This is a genomic window from Amycolatopsis sp. NPDC104819 (assembly GCF_055583145.1).
Genome location: NZ_JBVJON010000001.1, coordinates 331,718 through 349,256 on the forward strand (window position 1 = coordinate 331,718; position 17,539 = coordinate 349,256).

The 17,539-nt window shown below is 70.0% G+C and carries 16 protein-coding genes; 7 read left to right on the forward strand and 9 right to left on the reverse strand.

What is annotated here, in order from left to right; translation table 11 throughout:
- Positions 1-143: 143 nt before the first annotated feature.
- Both ACZ63E_RS01595 and ACZ63E_RS01600 read left to right on the forward strand, forming a co-directional pair.
- Positions 144-950 (forward strand): amino acid ABC transporter permease, encoded by an 807-nt coding sequence (locus ACZ63E_RS01595; RefSeq protein ID WP_465333464.1) that lies wholly within the window; start codon positions 144-146, stop codon positions 948-950.
- Entirely contained in the window at positions 947-1,708 is a 762-nt protein-coding gene (locus tag ACZ63E_RS01600; protein ID WP_465306789.1) for an amino acid ABC transporter ATP-binding protein, read from the forward strand. The genes ACZ63E_RS01595 and ACZ63E_RS01600 overlap by 4 nt, the downstream gene beginning before the upstream one ends.
- A gap of 102 nt (positions 1,709-1,810) precedes the next feature.
- On the opposite strand, the gene ACZ63E_RS01605 is transcribed toward ACZ63E_RS01600, so the two are convergent.
- Complete coding sequence (locus ACZ63E_RS01605) at positions 1,811-2,068, reverse strand: hypothetical protein (RefSeq protein ID WP_465333465.1); 258 nt, start codon at positions 2,066-2,068, stop codon at positions 1,811-1,813.
- A 229-nt stretch (positions 2,069-2,297) separates the two neighbouring features.
- On the opposite strand from ACZ63E_RS01605, the gene ACZ63E_RS01610 reads away from it, so the two are divergent.
- Positions 2,298-4,613: an oxidoreductase gene (locus ACZ63E_RS01610; protein ID WP_465333466.1), complete on the forward strand. Its 2,316-nt coding sequence runs from the start codon at positions 2,298-2,300 to the stop codon at positions 4,611-4,613.
- A 55-nt stretch (positions 4,614-4,668) separates the two neighbouring features.
- Here the strand turns inward: ACZ63E_RS01610 and ACZ63E_RS01615 are convergent, their stop codons facing one another.
- Positions 4,669-5,244 carry a hypothetical protein gene (locus ACZ63E_RS01615; protein WP_465333468.1) on the reverse strand — a complete coding sequence of 192 codons (576 nt, stop codon included), beginning with the start codon at positions 5,242-5,244 and terminating at the stop codon, positions 4,669-4,671.
- A 154-nt stretch (positions 5,245-5,398) separates the two neighbouring features.
- Between ACZ63E_RS01615 and ACZ63E_RS01620 the strand changes: the two genes are divergently transcribed.
- From ACZ63E_RS01620 to ACZ63E_RS01630, 3 genes are all read left to right on the forward strand, one after another.
- Positions 5,399-7,216: an NHL domain-containing thioredoxin family protein gene (locus ACZ63E_RS01620; protein ID WP_465334339.1), complete on the forward strand. Its 1,818-nt coding sequence runs from the start codon at positions 5,399-5,401 to the stop codon at positions 7,214-7,216.
- Position 7,217: 1 nt separating this feature from the next.
- Entirely contained in the window at positions 7,218-7,550 is a 333-nt protein-coding gene (locus ACZ63E_RS01625; protein ID WP_465306795.1) for a GroES family chaperonin, read from the forward strand.
- A gap of 318 nt (positions 7,551-7,868) precedes the next feature.
- The gene (locus ACZ63E_RS01630) at positions 7,869-9,902 is read left to right on the forward strand and encodes a VanW family protein (protein WP_465334341.1); all 2,034 of its coding nucleotides are present in this window, start codon (positions 7,869-7,871) and stop codon (positions 9,900-9,902) included.
- 4 nt (positions 9,903-9,906) lie between these two features.
- Here the strand turns inward: ACZ63E_RS01630 and ACZ63E_RS01635 are convergent, their stop codons facing one another.
- Together ACZ63E_RS01635 and ACZ63E_RS01640 are read right to left on the reverse strand one after the other, a co-directional pair.
- Positions 9,907-10,614, reverse strand: coding sequence for a leucine-rich repeat domain-containing protein (locus tag ACZ63E_RS01635; protein WP_465333470.1), 708 nt, complete (start codon positions 10,612-10,614; stop codon positions 9,907-9,909).
- Positions 10,611-11,450 (reverse strand): helix-turn-helix transcriptional regulator, encoded by an 840-nt coding sequence (locus ACZ63E_RS01640; protein ID WP_465333472.1) that lies wholly within the window; start codon positions 11,448-11,450, stop codon positions 10,611-10,613. Before ACZ63E_RS01640 ends, ACZ63E_RS01635 begins: the two co-directional genes overlap by 4 nt.
- A 123-nt stretch (positions 11,451-11,573) precedes the next feature.
- Between ACZ63E_RS01640 and ACZ63E_RS01645 the strand changes: the two genes are divergently transcribed.
- Entirely contained in the window at positions 11,574-12,971 is a 1,398-nt protein-coding gene (locus ACZ63E_RS01645) for an MFS transporter (RefSeq protein ID WP_465333474.1), read from the forward strand.
- On the opposite strand, the gene ACZ63E_RS01650 is transcribed toward ACZ63E_RS01645, so the two are convergent.
- From ACZ63E_RS01650 to mug, 5 genes are all read right to left on the reverse strand, one after another.
- Positions 12,943-13,236 (reverse strand): GlsB/YeaQ/YmgE family stress response membrane protein, encoded by a 294-nt coding sequence (locus ACZ63E_RS01650; RefSeq protein ID WP_370969631.1) that lies wholly within the window; start codon positions 13,234-13,236, stop codon positions 12,943-12,945. The genes ACZ63E_RS01645 and ACZ63E_RS01650 overlap by 29 nt on opposite strands.
- A gap of 145 nt (positions 13,237-13,381) precedes the next feature.
- Positions 13,382-13,657, reverse strand: coding sequence for a GlsB/YeaQ/YmgE family stress response membrane protein (locus ACZ63E_RS01655; protein WP_465306806.1), 276 nt, complete (start codon positions 13,655-13,657; stop codon positions 13,382-13,384).
- 134 nt (positions 13,658-13,791) lie between these two features.
- The gene (locus tag ACZ63E_RS01660; protein ID WP_465306808.1) at positions 13,792-15,627 is read right to left on the reverse strand and encodes an acyl-CoA dehydrogenase; all 1,836 of its coding nucleotides are present in this window, start codon (positions 15,625-15,627) and stop codon (positions 13,792-13,794) included.
- A gap of 158 nt (positions 15,628-15,785) precedes the next feature.
- The gene (locus tag ACZ63E_RS01665; protein WP_465333476.1) at positions 15,786-16,571 is read right to left on the reverse strand and encodes a response regulator transcription factor; all 786 of its coding nucleotides are present in this window, start codon (positions 16,569-16,571) and stop codon (positions 15,786-15,788) included.
- A 392-nt stretch (positions 16,572-16,963) separates the two neighbouring features.
- Complete coding sequence (mug, locus tag ACZ63E_RS01670) at positions 16,964-17,515, reverse strand: G/U mismatch-specific DNA glycosylase (RefSeq protein ID WP_465333478.1); 552 nt, start codon at positions 17,513-17,515, stop codon at positions 16,964-16,966.
- Positions 17,516-17,539 lie beyond the last annotated feature (24 nt).

The following is a 17,539-nucleotide window of genomic DNA, read 5'->3' on the forward strand; positions in this document are numbered from 1 at the left end:
TCCCACCCTCCGTTTCCAGCCCCCCCCCCCCCCCCCCTCTCCCCCCCCCCCCCCCCCCCCCCCCCCCCCCCCTTTCCCCTCCCCCCCCCCCCCCCCCACAGCGGTGTTTCCGATGCCCTTTCCGGGCCTGCCAGAGGAGTGAAATGGCACTGAGCCGACGCCAGCGACGATCGGCGTTCCGGGGTGCACAGTACGTCCTGCTGCTCGTGATCGTCGTGGTCTTCGCGTTCCTGGCCAACTGGGGTCAGATCGGGCGGGCGTTCTTCGACCTGGACGTCGCCGCGCAGCAGTTCCCCGACGTCATCACGGTCGCGCTCAAGAACACCATCATCTTCACCGCGCTCGGGTTCGCGCTGGGCCTGGGGCTCGGGCTCGTGCTCGCGCTGATGCGGCTGTCCTCGGTGGGGCCGTACCGGTGGTTCGCGCGCGGGTACATCGAGTTCTTCCGCGGGCTGCCCGCGCTGCTGATCTTCCTCGCGGTCGGGGTCGGCGTCCCGATCGCGTTCCCGGACACGCACCTGCCGCGCAACGTCTCCATCATGATCGCGCTCGGCATCGTGTCCTCGGCCTACATGGCGGAGACGATCCGGGCCGGCATCCAGGCGGTGCCGCGCGGGCAGGTCGAGGCCGCCCGGTCGCTGGGCATGTCGCCGACCCGGTCGATGATCACGATCGTCATCCCCCAGGCCTTCCGGATCGTGTTGCCGCCGCTGGCCAACGAGCTGATCATGCTGACGAAGGACTCGTCGCTGGCGTTCCTGCTCGGCACGACGCCGGCGCAGCAGGAGCTCGCGCAGTTCAGCCGCCAGGCCCTGCTGGAGGCGAAGGGGCTCACCCCGATCGTCGTCGCGGGCCTCTGTTATCTCGTCATCACCATCCCGCTGTCGATCCTGCAGCAGCGGCTGGAGAAGAAATACGGCGCCGGGGTGTCCGGCGGAGGTGCCACATGACCGACGTCATCGTCGAAATTTCCGGTTTGCACAAGGCGTTCGGCCCGCTGGAGGTGCTGAAGGGCATCGACCTGCAGGTCGAACGCGGCCAGGTCGTCTGCATCATCGGGCCGTCCGGGTCGGGCAAGTCGACGCTGCTGCGCTGCGTGAACCTCCTGGAGGAGCCGCAGCAGGGCAAGATCGTGGTCAACGGCAACGAGATCACCGACGAGGACGTCGACATCGACGGCGCCCGGCGCAAGATCGGCATGGTCTTCCAGGGCTTCAACCTCTTCGCGCACCTGACCGTGCTGGACAACCTCACCGTCGCGCAGCGGAAGGTCCTCAAGCGCGGCAAGGAGGAGTCCGTCCGGATCGCCCGGGAGAACCTGGAGAAGGTCGGCCTGAGCGAGAAGGAGACGTCGCTGCCGGGACAGCTTTCCGGCGGTCAGCAGCAGCGCGTCGCGATCGCGCGGGCGCTGTCGATGAACCCGGACGTGATGCTGTTCGACGAGCCGACGTCCGCGCTGGACCCGGAGCTCGTCGGCGACGTGCTCGCGGTCATGCGGCAGCTGGCCGAAGAGGGCATGACGATGCTCGTCGTCACGCACGAGATGCAGTTCGCCCGCGAAGTGGCCGACAGCGTGCTGTTCATGGACGGCGGCGTGGTCGTCGAGCAGGGCCCGCCCGGCCAGGTGATCGGCGACCCGCAGCACGACCGCACGAAGTCGTTCCTCAACCGGGTCCTCAACCCGACGCAGAGCCTCGACGGTGAATGAAGCTGCTGCCGGCTCCGCGTCGGCAGCCCGTGCTTGATCGCCCGGCAGGTCCGTGTGGACGTGCCGGGCGATCAAATCGGCGGCTATTCCGCCGTGGTCGTTCTAGTGGTGCGTGTTGTCATACGTGAAGATCCACTTGTCGTTGCCTGTTTCCAGTTGGAAGCAGCCCTGGACAATGGTGTAGTACCGCTGGTATTCCTGCTGCGTCCGGTGGCACGAGTCGTACCAGTCGAACGGGCCGGCGACGACGACCTCATTGGTGCTCGCGGCATCGGCGAACGCCGCCGTTCCGCCGAAAAGGAACGTGCCGCTGGTCGCCAAAGCCGCCGTGACCAGCGCTCCGCGCGCGATTGTGCGCATTTCTCCACCCCTCTGGAAAAGGAAACGGCTCCTCGGGTGCTCATGCGGAGTGGCTGATCACCATGACCGGCACCGGTGCAATACGCACACTGGTCAATGGTTGCCAATTAGCCCCTCCCCCCGGGGATATTGTGAATCGATCACATCACGGATGATCGGCAGCGGCAATAGGCCAGGCCGGTGATCATCCGGTGTTATAGTCGGTGCGGGCAATGGGGTGGGGGAGACGATGACGACCGAAAACGCGCTGCCACCCCTCGACCCGTTCGCGGGCATCCCCGACCGCCGCTACGAGGTCAAGGCGTCCGACCTGCTGAAACCCGGCAACGGCGGCCTGCTGCGCTGGCGGCGTCAAGCCACCAACGCGCCGATCGTCTACGTCGAGGACGCCTACATCACCGGGACGCTCGACCTGCGCGCCGCGGACCTGAAGTACCTGTTCCGGTTCGAGCGCTGCCGGTTCGAGCAGCCGCCGGACGTGCGTGAGGCGAACCTGCTCGGCCTGGTCTTTCGCAAGTGCTGGCTGCCCGGGCTCAAGGCACGCAACCTGCGCAGCCGCAACGACGTCCGGCTCATCCGCTGCGTCGTGCAGGTCGACGGCGCCGACCGCGAGATCGAGGAAACCACCGTGCAGCGCGGCGACGACCGCGAACGCGGGATGCCGAACGCCGCGGTCAACCTCACCGACGCCGTGATCGAGGGGTCGATGGTGCTCACCCGTACCGTCATCTCGCACCCGCACGGCAAGGCGATCCAGGCCGACCGGCTCGTCCTGACCGGCGCGCTGCTGGCCTACCGGATGGTCGCGAACGGCGAAGTCCGGCTCCCGGGCCTGCGCACCGGCGGTAACGTCAACTTCTCGGGCGCCACCCTGAACAACCCGGACGGCTTCGCGCTCAACGGCAACGGCCTGCACATCGGCGGCAGCCTGCTCTGCGAAGTCGACAACTACGGGCCGGCCAGCCAGCGCAAACGCTTCTCCGCGACCGGGATCATGTACCTGCCGAGCGCCACGGTGGACAGCGACATCGTGCTGCGCGAAGCGAAGCTGACGGTGTCGCAGCACGGGCCGATCGCCGTCGACGCGTGGAAGTCCAACGACCCGTACCTCGACCCGCGGCCCGCGCTGGTCGTCGACCGGCTGCGCGTCGACGGCAACCTGGAGCTGTCGGACGGCCTGCAGGCGCTCGGCACGCTGCGCATGGTCAACGCCCGGATCGGCGGCTCGCTGCGGCTGGCCGGCGCGGAGATCACCGTGGTGCGCGGCAAGTCGCAGCCGTACTACGACCGCGCGCTGCACCTCGACGGCACCGAGATCGGCGGTGACATCGAGGCGACGAGCCTGCGGGTGCCCGCCGGGCAGCTGCGCCTGGCCGACGTCACCGTCGGGGGCAACTTCCTGGCCTGGAACTCGATGTTCCGCCACCCCGGCCGGGACGTCTTCTCCGCGCGCCGGTCGAAGATCGCGGGCAACTTCCAGCTCACCGACGCCACGATCCACGGCACGCTGCGGCTGCAGGGTGTCGAGGTCGGCGGCAGCATCAACCTGGCCGGCACCCGGCTCACCGATCCCGGCCGCCGCGCCACCAGCAGTTTCTCCCTCGACGTCCGAACCGGCCGGATCGGGCGTGATCTCACGCTGCGTGACAACAACAGCCGTCCGTTCGTCGCCGAGGGCGGGGTCAACCTCGACGGCGCCCAGGTCGCGCGGCGCGTCGACCTGCGGGGATCACAGCTCGGCTCGCTGCCGCCGTTCGCGGTGGCGCTCGACGCGGGGGACGTCGCCGCGGACGAGTTCACACTGACCCCGAGCGTGCCCCCGGCCGGAAGGGTCGTCCTGCGGCGGGCGCACTGCGGCACGCTGAACGACAACGAGGCGTTCTGGGCCGCGTCCGAAGGCATCGAGCTGGAGGACTTCCGCTACGACGCGCTCGGCAAGGGCATCCCGCTCGCCGACGACAAGGCGCTCGACCACCGCATCGAGCTGCTGCGCAAGGCGATGCGCGGTTACCGGCCGGGCCCGTACGACCAGCTCGCGCACATGCTGCGCGCGGCCGGGAACGAGGAGCACGCCTCGACGGTGGCGCTGCGCAAGCAGCAGTTCCGCTACGAGGCGCTGGCCCAGGGCTTCAAGTTCTTCGGCCCGGGTGTCCGGACGTGGAGCTGGCTGCAGCGTTCGATGGTCGGCTACGGCTACCGCCCGGTGCGCGCGCTCGGCTGGCTGTTCACGCTGCTGGTGCTGGGCAGCCTGTGGTTCGGCCTGGGCACCGACGACTGCGTCAACTGGACGAACCCGGACCCCGCGCACCAGGTCATCGCGAACGGCCGGCGGTGCGTGGTCAACCAGCAGGACACGGGCCTGCAGTGGAACCCGGTGATCTACACGGCCGACCTGCTGGTGCCGATCGTGGACTTCGGCAACAAGAGCCGCTGGTACATGCACGGCACGGACAACTGGGTGGCTGCCGGCTTCACGGCGTCCGGCTGGATCCTGGCGACCACGGTGGCGGCCGGCGTGAGCCGCATGCTGCGTCGAGAATACTGATCTCTGGCCGTTTATCGGGCTGTCTAGTGTCTGGCCAAGATTTGCCGAGAAGCGGCTAGTCGAGAAAGCGGGACCAGAACGGGATGTACCGCGGGCCGTCCGGCGGGGCCGTGCTGATGCCGCCCGTCGAGAACTCGCGGTGCAGGTAGTCCCGCAGGTCACAGCCGTAGACGATGATGTCGGTCTGGTACACCGAGAGCACCGGGTAGCCCATCGACCCGCGGACGCCGGGCAGGTAGCGGTGCCCGCAGACCGGCACCAGCTGCGGCACGTCGGCCAGGCGCCGGCGGGCCTCGCGGACCGCGTCCTCCGGGCCGACCGGGCGGGTGCCCCAGTCGGGCAGCCAGAAGCCGTTGTGCTCGACGTCGTACAGCACGCCGTCGACCGGCCAGGCCAAACGTTTGCGCAGCTGCTCGGGGTTGCCGCAACGCCAGTCGGGCCAGCGGTCGCCGATGGGCACACCGGCGGACAGGAACGTGCGGTGGTCCGCGGCGAAGCTGAAGCCGAACCGGCGCTCGACGTCGTCGAGCTCGGCTTCGCTCAGCCCGGGACGCACCGGTTCCCGGAGGTTCTCCTGCAGGTGCCGTGCCTCCTCCGGGGTGAGGGCGCCGGCCGGCTGGACTGGGGTCATGACCCGAGCCTAAGCGGCGGCTCACCCCGCCGCGCGTTCTTTTCCGCCGTCTTCACGGGCGTGAGTTTGTTCTCTCATCAGCTGGATGGGGGGAACAGAGCGTGAGCGGGTGTAGTTCACTCTTGCCGTGACCTCACCACGACCGCAGAGCCGCGTGCGCGCCCCCGAACTGCGCGGCGACACCTGGCTGAACACCGGCGGCCGCCCGCTCACCCTCGCCGAGCTGCGCGGGCGCGTCGTGCTGCTGGACTTCTGGACCAGCGGCTGCGTCAACTGCCTCCACGTGCTCGACGAGCTGCGTCCCCTCGAAGCCGAGTTCGCGGACGTGCTGGTCACGATCGGCGTCCACTCGCCGAAGTTCCTGCACGAGGGTGAGCCCGCGTCGATCGAGGCCGCGGTCCGTCGTTACGAGGTGCACCATCCCGTCGTCAACGACCCGAAGATGGAGCTGTGGTCGCAGTACGCGGTCCGCGCGTGGCCGACGCTGGCCGTCGTCGACCCCGAGGGGTACGTCGTGCACGTCGCCGCTGGTGAAGGGCACGAAGAGGCGCTTCGCCGCGTCATCGCGGAGCTCGTGACGAAGCACGAAGCGAAGGGGACACTTCGCCGCGGGGGCAGTCTGTACGTGCCGGCCGAGGAGCAGAGCGGCGAGCTGCGGTTCCCGAGCAAGGCCGTCGCCACCGCCGAGGGGCGCGTGCTGGTCGCGGACACCGGGCACCACGCGATCGTCGAGTTCGCTTCGGACGGCGAGACCGTCATCCGCCGCTTCGGCAGCGGCGAGCGCGGCGCCCAGGACGGGCCGTTCGACGTCGCGACCTTCACCGAGCCGTCCGGCATCGCGCTGCTGCCCTACGACGTCGCCGAACGCGCCGGGTACCACGCCGTCGTCGCCGACACCGCCGGGCACCGGCTGCGCGGCCTCGACCTGATCACCGGCGAGGTGACCACGGTCGCCGGCACCGGCGCGCAGTGGCGCAGCGGGCCGGACTCGGGCAAGGGCATCGAGGTCGACCTCACGAGCCCGTGGGACGTCGCCTGGTACGGCCCGGCCGGCGGGATCGTCGTCGCGATGGCGGGCAACCACACCCTGAGCGTGTTCGACCCGATCGGCGGCACGATCCGCCGCTTCGCCGGGACGACCGTCGAAGGCCTCCGAGACGGCGACGTCACCGAAGCGTTCTTCGCGCAGACGTCCGGCCTCGCGGTGGACGGCGAGAAGCTGTGGCTCGCCGACGCGGAGACGTCGGCCCTGCGCTGGATCGAGCCCGACGGCGACTCGTTCACCGTGCACACGGCGATCGGCGTTGACCTCTTCTCCTTCGGCCACACCGACGGCCCGGCGGACCAGGCGCTGCTGCAGCACCCGCTCGGCCTCGCCGTGCTGCCCGGCGACAAGATCGCGATCGCCGACACCTACAACGGCGCCGTACGCCGCTTCGACGTCTTCACGCGCGAAGTGACCACGATCGCGTCCGGGCTCCTGGAGCCGCAGGGGCTGCTGCTGCACGACGGGAACCTGCTGGTCGTCGAGTCCGCGGGCAACCGCGTCGGCCCGCTGCCCACCACCGAGCCGACGGTCGTCAGCGGTGACGCGCACGCGGTCCGCCGTCCGCCGACGGTGCTGGCCCCGGGTGAGATCGACTTTTCGGTGGTCTTCGCGGCGCCGCCCGGCGAGAAGCTGGACGACCGTTTCGGTCCGTCGACCCGGCTGGAGATCAGCGCTTCGCCGCCGTCCCTGCTGGCCGACGGTGTTGGTGCCGGCACGGATCTGACGCGCAAGATCCGGCTGGCTTCGGGTGTCGGCGAAGGTGTGCTGCAGGTGGTGGCGCAGGCCGCGAGCTGCGACGAGGGTGGTGAGCACCCGGCGTGCCGCATCACGCGGCAGGACTGGGGCGTCCCGGTGCGGCTGTCGCCGGACGGGGCGCGGGAGCTGAGCCTGGTCATGGCGGGTGAGCCGCGCTCCGGCGGGTAACATGCTGCCCGTGTCTGCCGGGCCGAAACTCGAGATCCAGATGCTGCACGACCGGGTGCTCGTGCGGCTGTCGCCGGAAGAGGGCGAGCGCCGCAGCAGCGGCGGCATCGTGATCCCCGCGACCGCGCAGGTCGCGCGCCGGCTCGCGTGGGGTGATGTACTGGGCGTGGGGAACAGCGTCCGAAACGTCAAGATCGGCGACCGAGTGCTCTTCAACCCGGACGACCAGCTCGAGGTGGAAATCCAGGGCGACGCCCACCTGGTGATGCGCGAACGCGACATCCACGCGGTGGCGACAGAGCGAACCGAGCACGGCACGGGGCTCTACCTCTAGGGCGAGCCGGCGGAGGGCGGGGGCGTGTCAGACGACGACGTGCGCAAGCGCGCCGACCCGACCAAGGCCGACCGCGAGTCGGCACCGGTCGAGCCCGCGACCACCGGGGAGATCGCGGCGGCCGAGCCTGCCGGGGTGGCGGCCGAGCCGGAGCTGCCCCCCGAGCCCGCTGGGGAAACCGCGACAGCTGAGCCCGCAGGAGCCGCCTCCGAAGCGGTGCCCGCGGAGATGATCGAGCCCGCGGAGCCAGCCGACGTGGCGGGGTCCGCGACGGTGGCCGCAGGGGAAACCGCGGCGGCAGAGTCCGTAGAACCCGAGGTGGCGGAGCCATCGACCGAGCCTGGAGCGGCCGAGCCTGCGCTCGCGCCCGCCGCGGAAGCTTCAGCGGCCGAGGCCGTGGAGCTGCCCGCCGAAACCGCGCAACCGGCCGCGCCTGCCAAAGGGGCCGCGCCGCTTCCCGAGCCGGATGCGCCCGAGTGGCCGGATGAGCCTGCGACCGTCCAAGCCGAGATCGCAGCCGCCGAAGCGCCTCCCGCGGAGGCGACCGCCGTCGGTGGGGCCACTGCCACCACCGATCTCTTTGCCGATGATCTGCTCGGGGAGCTGCTCGAAAACCCCGCGCCGCCCGTTCCCGAGACTCCCGCGCGGAAGCTGCGCAAGGGCGTCGCCCACACCATGATGGCCATCGGGCTCGCTCTCGGGCTCTTCGTCATCCTCTACGCCATCGACCTCATCGCCAGCGCCGGGGACGTTCCGCGGGGTGTCACCGTCGCGGGCATCGATGTCGGCGGCCTTTCCCACGCCGACGCGGAAGCCAAGCTGCGCAAAGAGCTCGAGCCGCGGCTGACTCGGCCTGTTGTCATCCACGGCGGGGATGTCCAGGCCGAGCTCGTTCCCTCGCGCTCCGGGCTGGGGCTCGACTGGCCGAACACCCTCGGCCTCGCCGGGCACCAGCCGCTGAGTCCGATCACGCGGATCATGTCCTTCTTCAGCAGCCGCGAGGTCGGCGTCGCCACGCGGACCGATCCCAACCAGATCAGCCAGGCCGTGCGCGCGCTCGCCGAGGGCAAGCTCAACCACGCCGCCACCGAAGGCGCCGTCGGGTTCATGCCGCTCCAGGACAGCGATGGCGGTGTCACGCCCTACCCGGTCCTGCCCAGGCAGGGCCAGCAGCTGACCGATCTCGACGCCGCCGTGCACACCGTCACCGACCACTGGCTCGACCCCGCCGGGGTCAAGCTGACCATGGCGATCACGCCGGTGAAGGCGACCGCCGCGGGCGTCCAAGCCGCCTTTCGGCAGATCGTGGTGCCCGCGGTGGCGACGCCCGTCGTCGTGCACGGGCAGGGCAAGGACGTCCCGCTCAAGCCGGACGCCATCGCCGCGTCCTTCCAGTTCGCCGCGGTCGAGGGCGGGGCCGTCGAGGTCCGCATCGACCAGGGCAAGCTGCAGGCCGCGCTCACCGACGGGCTCGCGAGCACCGAGACCGACGGCAAGGACGCCCAGATCGTCTTCACCGGCGACCAGCCGAGCGTCGAGCCGTCCGAAGACGCGCGGAAGATCAACTGGGAGAAGACCTTCCTGCCGCTCATCGACGTCCTGAAGAAGACCGGCGGGCGGGACCTCCCGGTCGTCTACAACGCGACGAAGCCCGGCGTCACCACCGAAGCCGCCGGGGCGCTCGGCATCACCGCCGTGATCGGCGAGTTCACCACCGCCGGCCTCGCCGGCCCGGCCGCGACGAACAACCGCACGCTCGCCGACCGCGTGTCCGGCACGATCGTCAAGCCCGGCGAGACGTTCAGCCTCGGCGCCCGCTCCGGCCCGCGCACCGCGGACGCCGGTTACGTGCCCGCCCCGGCCGACGAAGACGGCACCGGCCCGACCGTCGTCGGTGGTGGGGTCTCGCAGCTGGCGTCCACCTTGTACAACGCCGGCTACCTCGCGGGCCTGACCGACGGCGGCCATCTCGAGCACGACCACTACCTCGACCGCTACCCGGCCGCCCGTGACGCCAAGGCCGTCAACGCCGACGGCAGCCCCGTCGAGCTCAAGCTGACCAACGACTCGCCGACCGGGATCGCCGTCCAGGCCACGGTTTCCGGCGACTCCGTGACCGTCCGGATCTGGGGCACCCGCCACTACCGCGTCGAGAGCCAGACCGGCGCCCAGGTCCCCGGCGACCCGCCCCCCGTCCAGTTCGGGGGCGTCAGCCCGTGCCAGGCGTCCATCGGCACACCCGGCTTCAGCATCACCGACACCCGCGTGCTCTACGACGTCGGCAGCGGCGCCGAAGTCCGGCGGACGTCGCACACCGCGACCTACGGTCCGCGTCCGACCATCCTGTGTTGAGTTGTCAGCGAAGGACCATGCACCCCTCCTCTTCAAACGAGCGCAACCACGCCGGCTCGCGGAAGTTCTTGTTCCACCGCAGATCCAGCTTGTCCAATTTGGACAGTTGAGCGACCGAGTCCGGAAGTGAGACCAACGCGTTCTCCCGCAGGTCTAGCTGGCGGATCTCACTCAGCGAGCCGATCGACTCCGGCAGCGAAGTCAGCCCGTTGCCCCGGAGATGCAGCTCCCGCAACGCTCCCAGCGTGCCGATCGACGACGGCAGCTGCGTCAGCTCGTTGCGGTAGAGCCGGAGTTCCCGCAGCGAAGCCAAACCCGAGAGATCCGCGGGCAGCGCACGGATCCGGTTGTCCGTGCAGCCCAGGTACCTCAGCTTCCCCAGCCGGCACCACGCCGCCGGAAACTCGGTCAGCTGGTTGTCGCTGACGTACAGGTACTCCGTGAGCCCGGCCAGATCACCCAGCTCGTCGGGCAGCGACGGGAACCGGTTGTGCCCCAGGTCGAGCGTGTGCACCGACGTCAGCGCCGAGATTCCCGGCGGCAGCGAGGAAAGCCGGTTCGCCGCCAGGTTGAGCACCTCCAGCCCGGTGTGCTCCCACAGCGACGCGGGCACCGCCGTGAGCGAGTTCCGGTAGAGGTCGAGCCGTGTCAGACCCGCAGGCAGCGACGGCACCGAAGCCAGCTCCCGGCCGCTCAGATCCAGTGCCGTCACGACGGCCTCCGCGTCGACGGCAGCAACGCCCACGTGCGCGTGTCTTCCGGTGTGGACACCTGGATCCGCAGCCCCGGCGCCTCCGACACCGCCAGCTCGGTCAGCCGGAAGTCCATCCGCCCGGCCCGCGGGTGGTGCAGCCGCCGCAGCCGCGCCCGCGGTTCGGCGACCTCGTGGCGCGCCCACAGCTCGGTGAACTCCGGGCTCAGCGCCGAAAGCCGCCGGATGTCCTCCTCCCAGGCCGGGTCGCCGAGGTGCCGGCCGTACTCGGCCCGCATCCGCGCGACCATGTGCGGGACCTCCTCGTCGTAGTTCAGCAGGAACCGCCGCGCGCTGGGCTCGGTCACGCAGCACCACAGCAGGTTCTTGTGCAGGCACGGCAGGCTGTGCCACTCCCAGAACAGCTCCTCCTGCGCCGCGTTCGACGCCAGCACGTCGAAGCGGCCGTTGACCACCGTGGCGGGCAACGGATCCAGCGCGCGCAGCACCTCGCGCACCACGTCCGGCACCGCTTCCTCCGACGAAGGCAGCCGCGACGGCGTCAGCTCCGCCAGCCGGTAGAGGTGCTCCCGCTCGGGGTGGTCCATCCGCAGCGTGCGCGCCACGGCGTCGAGCACCTGCGCGCTCGCGTTGATCGGCCGCCCCTGCTCCAGCCACGTGTACCAGGTGACGCCGACCCCGGCGAGCAGCGCCACCTCCTCCCGCCGCAGGCCGCTGAGCCGACGGCGAGGGCCGGGCGCGAGCCCGACCTCGGCCGGGCCGATCCGCGCCCGGCACGCCTTGAGGAACCGGCCGAGCTCCTCCCGGCGGCTCGTGGGGACCTGCGTCTGGGTCATGAGGGCCATAGTGCCCGAGGGGTACGACAGTTTTGGAAGGTTCAGCGGGCGAAGCGGGTGCTCCCAGTACCAGCATCACCAGGCTCTCCCAGGCCCAGCGCCAAAAAACCCAGAGTCGACGGCATGACACTGACCACCCCTGCCCCGGCCTCGGACCGGGAAGCCCGGCCGGACCGGCGGCCGTGGTTCATGCTGGCCGTCCTGCTGCTCGGCCAGTTCATGGCGCTGCTCGACGTCACCGTCGTGAACGTCGCCATGACCGACATCCGCACCGACCTGCACGCGTCCGGCGCCGCGCTGCAGCTGGTCGTCTCCGGTTACACCGTGGGTTACGCGATGCTGCTGATCACCGGCGCCCGCCTCGGCGAGCTGTTCGGACGGCGACGGCTGTTCGTCACCGGCGTCGTCACCTTCACCGTCTGCTCGCTGCTGTGCGGGCTCGCGCCGAACCCCGCCACGCTGATTGTCGCCCGGATCGCGCAGGGCGCCGGCGCCGCGTTGATGATGCCGCAGGTCATCAGCGTCATCCAGGCCCGGTTCACCGGCGCCGCGCGGGCGAAGGCGCTCAGTGCGTACACCGCGGTCATCTCGGTCGCGTTCGTCGCGGGCCAGGTTGCCGGCGGTGTGCTCGTCGGCGCCGACCTGTTCGGCGCGGGCTGGCGGCCGATCTTCCTGGTGAACGTCCCGATCGGGGTGCTCGTGGCCGCGCTCGCGGTCAAGCTGGTGCCCGCCGGAGCGGCGAAAGCGGGCCGACGGCTCGACGTCGGCGGGCTCGCGATCGCCGTGCCGGCGGTGGTGCTCGTCGTGCTGCCGCTGGTGCTCGGGCACGAAACCGGCTGGCCCGCCTGGACGTTCGGCTCGGTCGCCGTCGGCGTGCTGCTGGCCGTGCTGTTCGTCTTGGTGGAACGCCGGGTGCGCGACCCGCTCGTCGATCTGGCCGTGCTCAAGATCCGTGGTGTCGCGCCGGGGCTGGCCACGCTCGGGGCGGGCGTCGCGTCCTACGGCGGGTTCCTCTTCTGCGTGGCCCTGCACCTGCAGTCCGGCCTCGGCAAGACGGCACTGGCCGCCGGCCTGGCGATGGCGCCGGGTGGCGTGGTCTTCGGCCTCTGCGGGTTCTTCTGGAACCGGCTACCGCAGCGGGTGCACAAGTGGCTGACGCCGTGCGGTTACGTCGGTTCGGCGGTCGCGTACGCCCTGCTCGCGGTGGGTGCGGACGGCGGCGCGCTGTTCTTCGTCGCGCTGCTGCTGTTCGGCCTGTCGATGGGACCGGCGTTCGGCTCCCTGATGGTGAACGCGCTGACGCACGTTCCGCTCGACCGCGCGTCGGACGTCAGCGGTCTGCTGACCACCACGCTGCAGCTGGGCCAGGTCGTCGGCGTGGCCACGTTCGGCAGCCTGTTCCTGACGCTCGCCTCGACGTCGTCCGCGCACGCCCTCACCGCGACGATGACCTGCGCCGCCGTGCTGCTGCTCGTCGGCGCAGGTCTCGCCGTCAGGCGCTGGTGCGGCTGCCGCCCTTGACCCTGGCGTAGATCGCCGAGGCCGCGATGACCCCGACGACGGCGGCGGCGATCTGGAAGATGTGCCGGATCCAGTCGATGCCGTTCGTGTCGCGGACGCCGAACACCCCGGCCAGCCAGTTGCCGATGAACGCGGCCACGATGCCGACGACGATGGTCAGCCAGATCGGGATCTTCTGGTCGCCGGGCGCGAACAGCCGGCCGAGCACGCCCAGGATCAGGCCCACGATGATCGTCGAGATGATGCCCCAAAGTCCGCCGAGCACGGTCCCTCCTCGGATCGTCCAATAAGGGCCACCGTGACACCGATCCCCGCAGACCGCCCGCTTTGCCCCTCGATGGGGTGACAGAAAAAGACCCGGTCCGGCGCGCCTCGAGGGCTGCGCCGGACCGGGCCGAGATACGGGGGTGTTACCTGCTCACACCACGGCGTCCGTAAGCGCCGGCGGCGATGCTGACACCGATGGCGGCGAGGACGACCTGCGTCAGGATCTCCAGCCAGTCGATGCCGTTGGTGTCGGCGTACCCGAGACCGCGCGCGATGGCCGTGCCGATGAAGGCGGCGATGATGCCGATCACGATGGTCAGCCAGATCGGGATGCTCTGCTTGCCGGGAGCGACCAGGCGGCCGAGAACACCGATGATCAGCCCGACGATGAGTGCGCTGACGATGCCGGCGACAGTCATCACTTTCTCCTCTCAAGGATCCGCGAACCCGGCCATTCGGGTTCGTCGGACTCGGAGAGCGGAGTGCCCGCATCGGGTGACCCCGAAACGCGAAAAGGGCCCTCCTCACGTGAGGAGAGCCCTTTTCGTGACCATCAGAACGCGGCTTCGTCGAGCTCCATCAGCGCGTTGTCGGCGGCCTCGACGATCGCGCGGCGGGCGGTCAGCTCCGGCAGCACCTGCTTCGAGAAGAACGACGCCACGGCGATCTTGCCCTCGTAGAACGGGACGTCCTTGGCGGACGCGCCCGCGTCGAGCTTGCCGATGGCGACCTCGGCGTGCTTGAGCAGCTGCCAGCCGATGAGCAGGTCGCCGACCGACATCAGCAGGCGGACCGTGTGCTGGCCGACCTTGTTGATGTTCTGCGGGTCTTCCTGCGACGTCGTCAGGTAGCCGATCAGCGAGCCCAGCATGCCCTGGGTGTCCTCGAGGGCCTGCTTGAGCAGCCCGCGCTCGTTCTTGAGCCGGCCGTTGCCCGCCTCGGACTCGATGAACTTCGTGATCTCGCCGGCGACGAAGGCCAGGGACGCGCCCTTGTCGCGGACGATCTTGCGGAAGAAGAAGTCCAGCGACTGGATCGCCGTGGTGCCCTCGTAGAGCGAGTCGATCTTGGCGTCGCGGATGTACTGCTCGATCGGGTAGTCCTGCAGGAAGCCGGATCCGCCGAGGGTCTGCAGCGACTGCACGAGCTGCTCGGTGGCGCGCTCGGAGCCGACACCCTTGACGATCGGCAGCAGCAGGTCGTTGACGCCGTGCGCGACCTTCTGGTCACCCTCGCCGGTCCACAGCTGGTCCTGGAACGACGCCGTGTACAGGTACACCGCGCGGAGGCCCTCGGCGTACGCCTTCTGGAGCATCAGCGAGCGGCGGACGTCCGGGTGGTGGGTGATGGTGACGCGCGGGGCGGCCTTGTTCAGCATGTTCGGCAGGTCGGCGCCCTGGACGCGCTCCTTGGCGTACTCGAGCGCGTTGAGGTAACCGGTCGACAGCGTCGCGATGGCCTTCGTGCCGACCATCATCCGGGCGTATTCGATGACCTGGAACATCTGCGCGATGCCGTCGTGGACCTCGCCGAGCAGCCAGCCCTTGGCCGGGGTGCCGTGCTGGCCGAAGGTCAGCTCGCACGTCGTCGAGGCCTTGATGCCCATCTTGTGCTCGACGTTCGTGACGTAGGCGCCGTTGCGCTCGCCCAGCTCGCCGGTCTTGGAGTCGAAGTGGAACTTCGGCACGAGGAACAGCGACAGGCCCTTGGTGCCCGGCTTGGTCTCGATGCCGGGACCCTCGGGGCGCGCCAGCACGAGGTGCATGATGTTTTCGCTCATGTCGTGCTCGGCCGAGGTGATGAACCGCTTCACGCCGTCGATGTGCCAGGAGCCGTCCTCCTGCTGGACGGCCTTGGTGCGGCCCGCGCCGACGTCGGAGCCGGCGTCCGGCTCGGTCAGCACCATCGTGGCGCCCCAGGCCCGGTCGATCATCAGCTGGGCCCAGTGCTTCTGCTCTTCGGTGCCGTTCTTGTTCACGATCATCGCGAAGTTCGGGCCCGCCAGGTACATGAACAGCGGGGCGTTGGCGCCGAGGATCAGCTCGGACGCGGCCCACTGCACCGTGGGGGGCAGGCCGAAGCCGCCGAGGTCGTTGGTGAGGCCGAGGCGCCACCACTCGCCGTCGAGGAGCTGCTGGTAGCTCTTCTTGAACGACTCGGGGATCTTGACGCTGAAGGTCTTCGGGTCGTACACGGGCGGGTTGCGGTCGGCGTCGGCGAAGGACTCGGCGAGCGGGCCGGTCGCGAGCTTGTTCAGCTCGGACAGCACCCCGCGGGCGGTCTCCTCGTCGGACTCGGCGAGCACACCCTTGCCCAGGCGTTCCTGGACGCCGAGCACCTCGAAGAGGTTGAACTCCAGGTCTCGGACGTTGCTCTTGTAGTGGCCCATGTCGTCACTCCAATGTGTTCGGCTCCCCGGCCGGGCACATGTTCGCCTTACTCGCCGGTAACTTCAGGATATTACCTGCGGGTAACTGGAGCAAGCAGATCCGCACTTCCGAGTAACGGAAATCTACCGAAAAGTGGCCCTCTAGCTGCTTGAGCGGCTCAGCGGCCGCCCGGCAGCGCCGTTGTGTCGGCGGTCACCGGCACGTGGCCGTCCTCGGTGCGGGCAACCAGTATCCCGCCCCGAAAGGCGATGGTCACCGCGTGTGTCCGGTCCCGCGCGGAGAGCTTCCGGAGGATGCTCTTGACGTGCGTCCGGACCGTCTCGACGGACAGGAAGAGCAGCTTCGCGATCGCCGAGTTCTCGAGCCCTTCGGCGACGAGCTGCAGCACCTGGTACTCGCGCCTGGACAGCGGCATCCCGCCGCGCGGCGACGGTGGGCTGTCGTGCGCGAGGTCCCCCTTCGGCACGGTCGAGCGCTTCGGCCGCGCGGTGAGCGCGGCCAGTGCCGGGTCGATGTACCGGCGCTCGCTGTGCGCCCGCCGGATCGCTTCGGCGAGCCGTCGTGAATCGATCGACCGCGGCACGATCGCATGCGAGCCCGCCGCGATGGCGGCCGCGAGGTACTGCTGGGTGCGATTCGCGTCACGGATGAGCGTGACGATGATCAGCGCCGGGTCGCCGGCGTTGAGCAGCTTCGTCAGGTGGCAGTTCGGATCCAGTGCCGAATCGAGCACCACGACGTCCGGTTTGACCTGTTCGCACAGCTGCAAAGCGGCGTGGTGGCTGGCTGCCTGCCCGGCCCAGTGCAGCCCCTGGCTGCGGTGGACGAGCGCGGCGAGGCCGTCTCGGTAGATCGGGACCGGGTCGACGACCGCCACGCCGAGACTGCGGCCGCCGGGTCCGATCGGCCCGCTGGGCCTGCGGGTGGGCTCGATGCCGTGCATCGTGGGCCTCCGTCTCTGCGCCGTCGCTACTGGGACGCCGGACGCGTCCCCTCGGTTCACGCGTTCGGCACCGTCCGGTCCCCCCTGCGGGACCGGCCAGAAGTGACTCCTCCTGCTTGGTACGAGTCGCGATTGCGCAGCTCATGACGCCAGTTCCCCCTCATGGCCCAACCGCCCGGTCACAGCAAACTCTGGGTAGAAAACCCCGTCGCGACAACGGCTCGACGGGCACGGGAATGCCCGGACGGGGCGGTGGGTGCTACTGAGGGTGGCCCGCGCCGACGGGGTGCCGTGCCGTCGGTCCGGACGCCGGAACCGGCCGTGCCTCCCCTTCCTCCCGGCCTCGTTGCGTCTAACGGGTCAGACGCCGGTTGGGTGCGGATCATTACTGGTCAGCGGGTCACAACGGCCTCCCGCAGTGCGGCGAACTCCACCGCGAGTCCGGCCGGCGTCCAGTGCGCGTTGAGCCCGCTCGGGTTCGGCAGCACCCAGACGCCGGTGTCGCCGATCCGGTGTTCCTGCCGCCCCACGCGCGCCTTCGGGAAGCCGAACGCGGTCCGGTACGCCGTGATCCCGACTACGGCCAGCCACCGCGGCCGGAACTGCTCGACTTTGGCCTGGAGGAGCTTCCCGCCTTCGCGCAGTTCGTCGTCGGAGAGCTCGTCGGCGCGAGCGGTGGTCCGGGCGACGACGTTGGTGATGCCGAGCTTGAGATCGAGGAGCTCGTCCTGCTCGCTGGGCTTGAAGAGCCGCGGCGTGAAGCCGCCGTTGTGGAGAGCGGGCCAGAAGCGGTTGCCGGGGCGGGCGAAGTGCCGGCCGAGCGCGCCGGAGTAGAGGCCGGGGTTGATGCCGCAGAAGAGGACGTCGAGGTTGGCGGTGAGGACGTCCGGGATGGTCTTGTCCTGCGCGGCGGCTAGCTGGTCCTTTGTGGGTCGGGTGCTCACTCGGCCCAGTTTCCGGCACGCTCG

Bases quoted from the DNA above. Each gene is read 5' to 3' on its own strand.
- ACZ63E_RS01605 (WP_465333465.1), bottom strand. From the start codon at position 2,068: ATGCGCACAATCGCGCGCGGAGCGCTGGTCACGGCGGCTTTGGCGACC.
- ACZ63E_RS01610 (WP_465333466.1), top strand. From the start codon at position 2,298: ATGACGACCGAAAACGCGCTGCCACCCCTCGACCCGTTCGCGGGCATC.
- ACZ63E_RS01655 (WP_465306806.1), bottom strand. From the start codon at position 13,657: ATGACTGTCGCCGGCATCGTCAGCGCACTCATCGTCGGGCTGATCATC.
- ACZ63E_RS01600 (WP_465306789.1), top strand. From the start codon at position 947: ATGACCGACGTCATCGTCGAAATTTCCGGTTTGCACAAGGCGTTCGGC.
- ACZ63E_RS01665 (WP_465333476.1), bottom strand. From the start codon at position 16,571: ATGCACGGCATCGAGCCCACCCGCAGGCCCAGCGGGCCGATCGGACCC.
- ACZ63E_RS01615 (WP_465333468.1), bottom strand. From the start codon at position 5,244: ATGACCCCAGTCCAGCCGGCCGGCGCCCTCACCCCGGAGGAGGCACGG.
- ACZ63E_RS01595 (WP_465333464.1), top strand. From the start codon at position 144: ATGGCACTGAGCCGACGCCAGCGACGATCGGCGTTCCGGGGTGCACAG.
- ACZ63E_RS01660 (WP_465306808.1), bottom strand. From the start codon at position 15,627: ATGGGCCACTACAAGAGCAACGTCCGAGACCTGGAGTTCAACCTCTTC.
- ACZ63E_RS01625 (WP_465306795.1), top strand. From the start codon at position 7,218: ATGCTGCCCGTGTCTGCCGGGCCGAAACTCGAGATCCAGATGCTGCAC.
- ACZ63E_RS01645 (WP_465333474.1), top strand. From the start codon at position 11,574: ATGACACTGACCACCCCTGCCCCGGCCTCGGACCGGGAAGCCCGGCCG.
- ACZ63E_RS01640 (WP_465333472.1), bottom strand. From the start codon at position 11,450: ATGACCCAGACGCAGGTCCCCACGAGCCGCCGGGAGGAGCTCGGCCGG.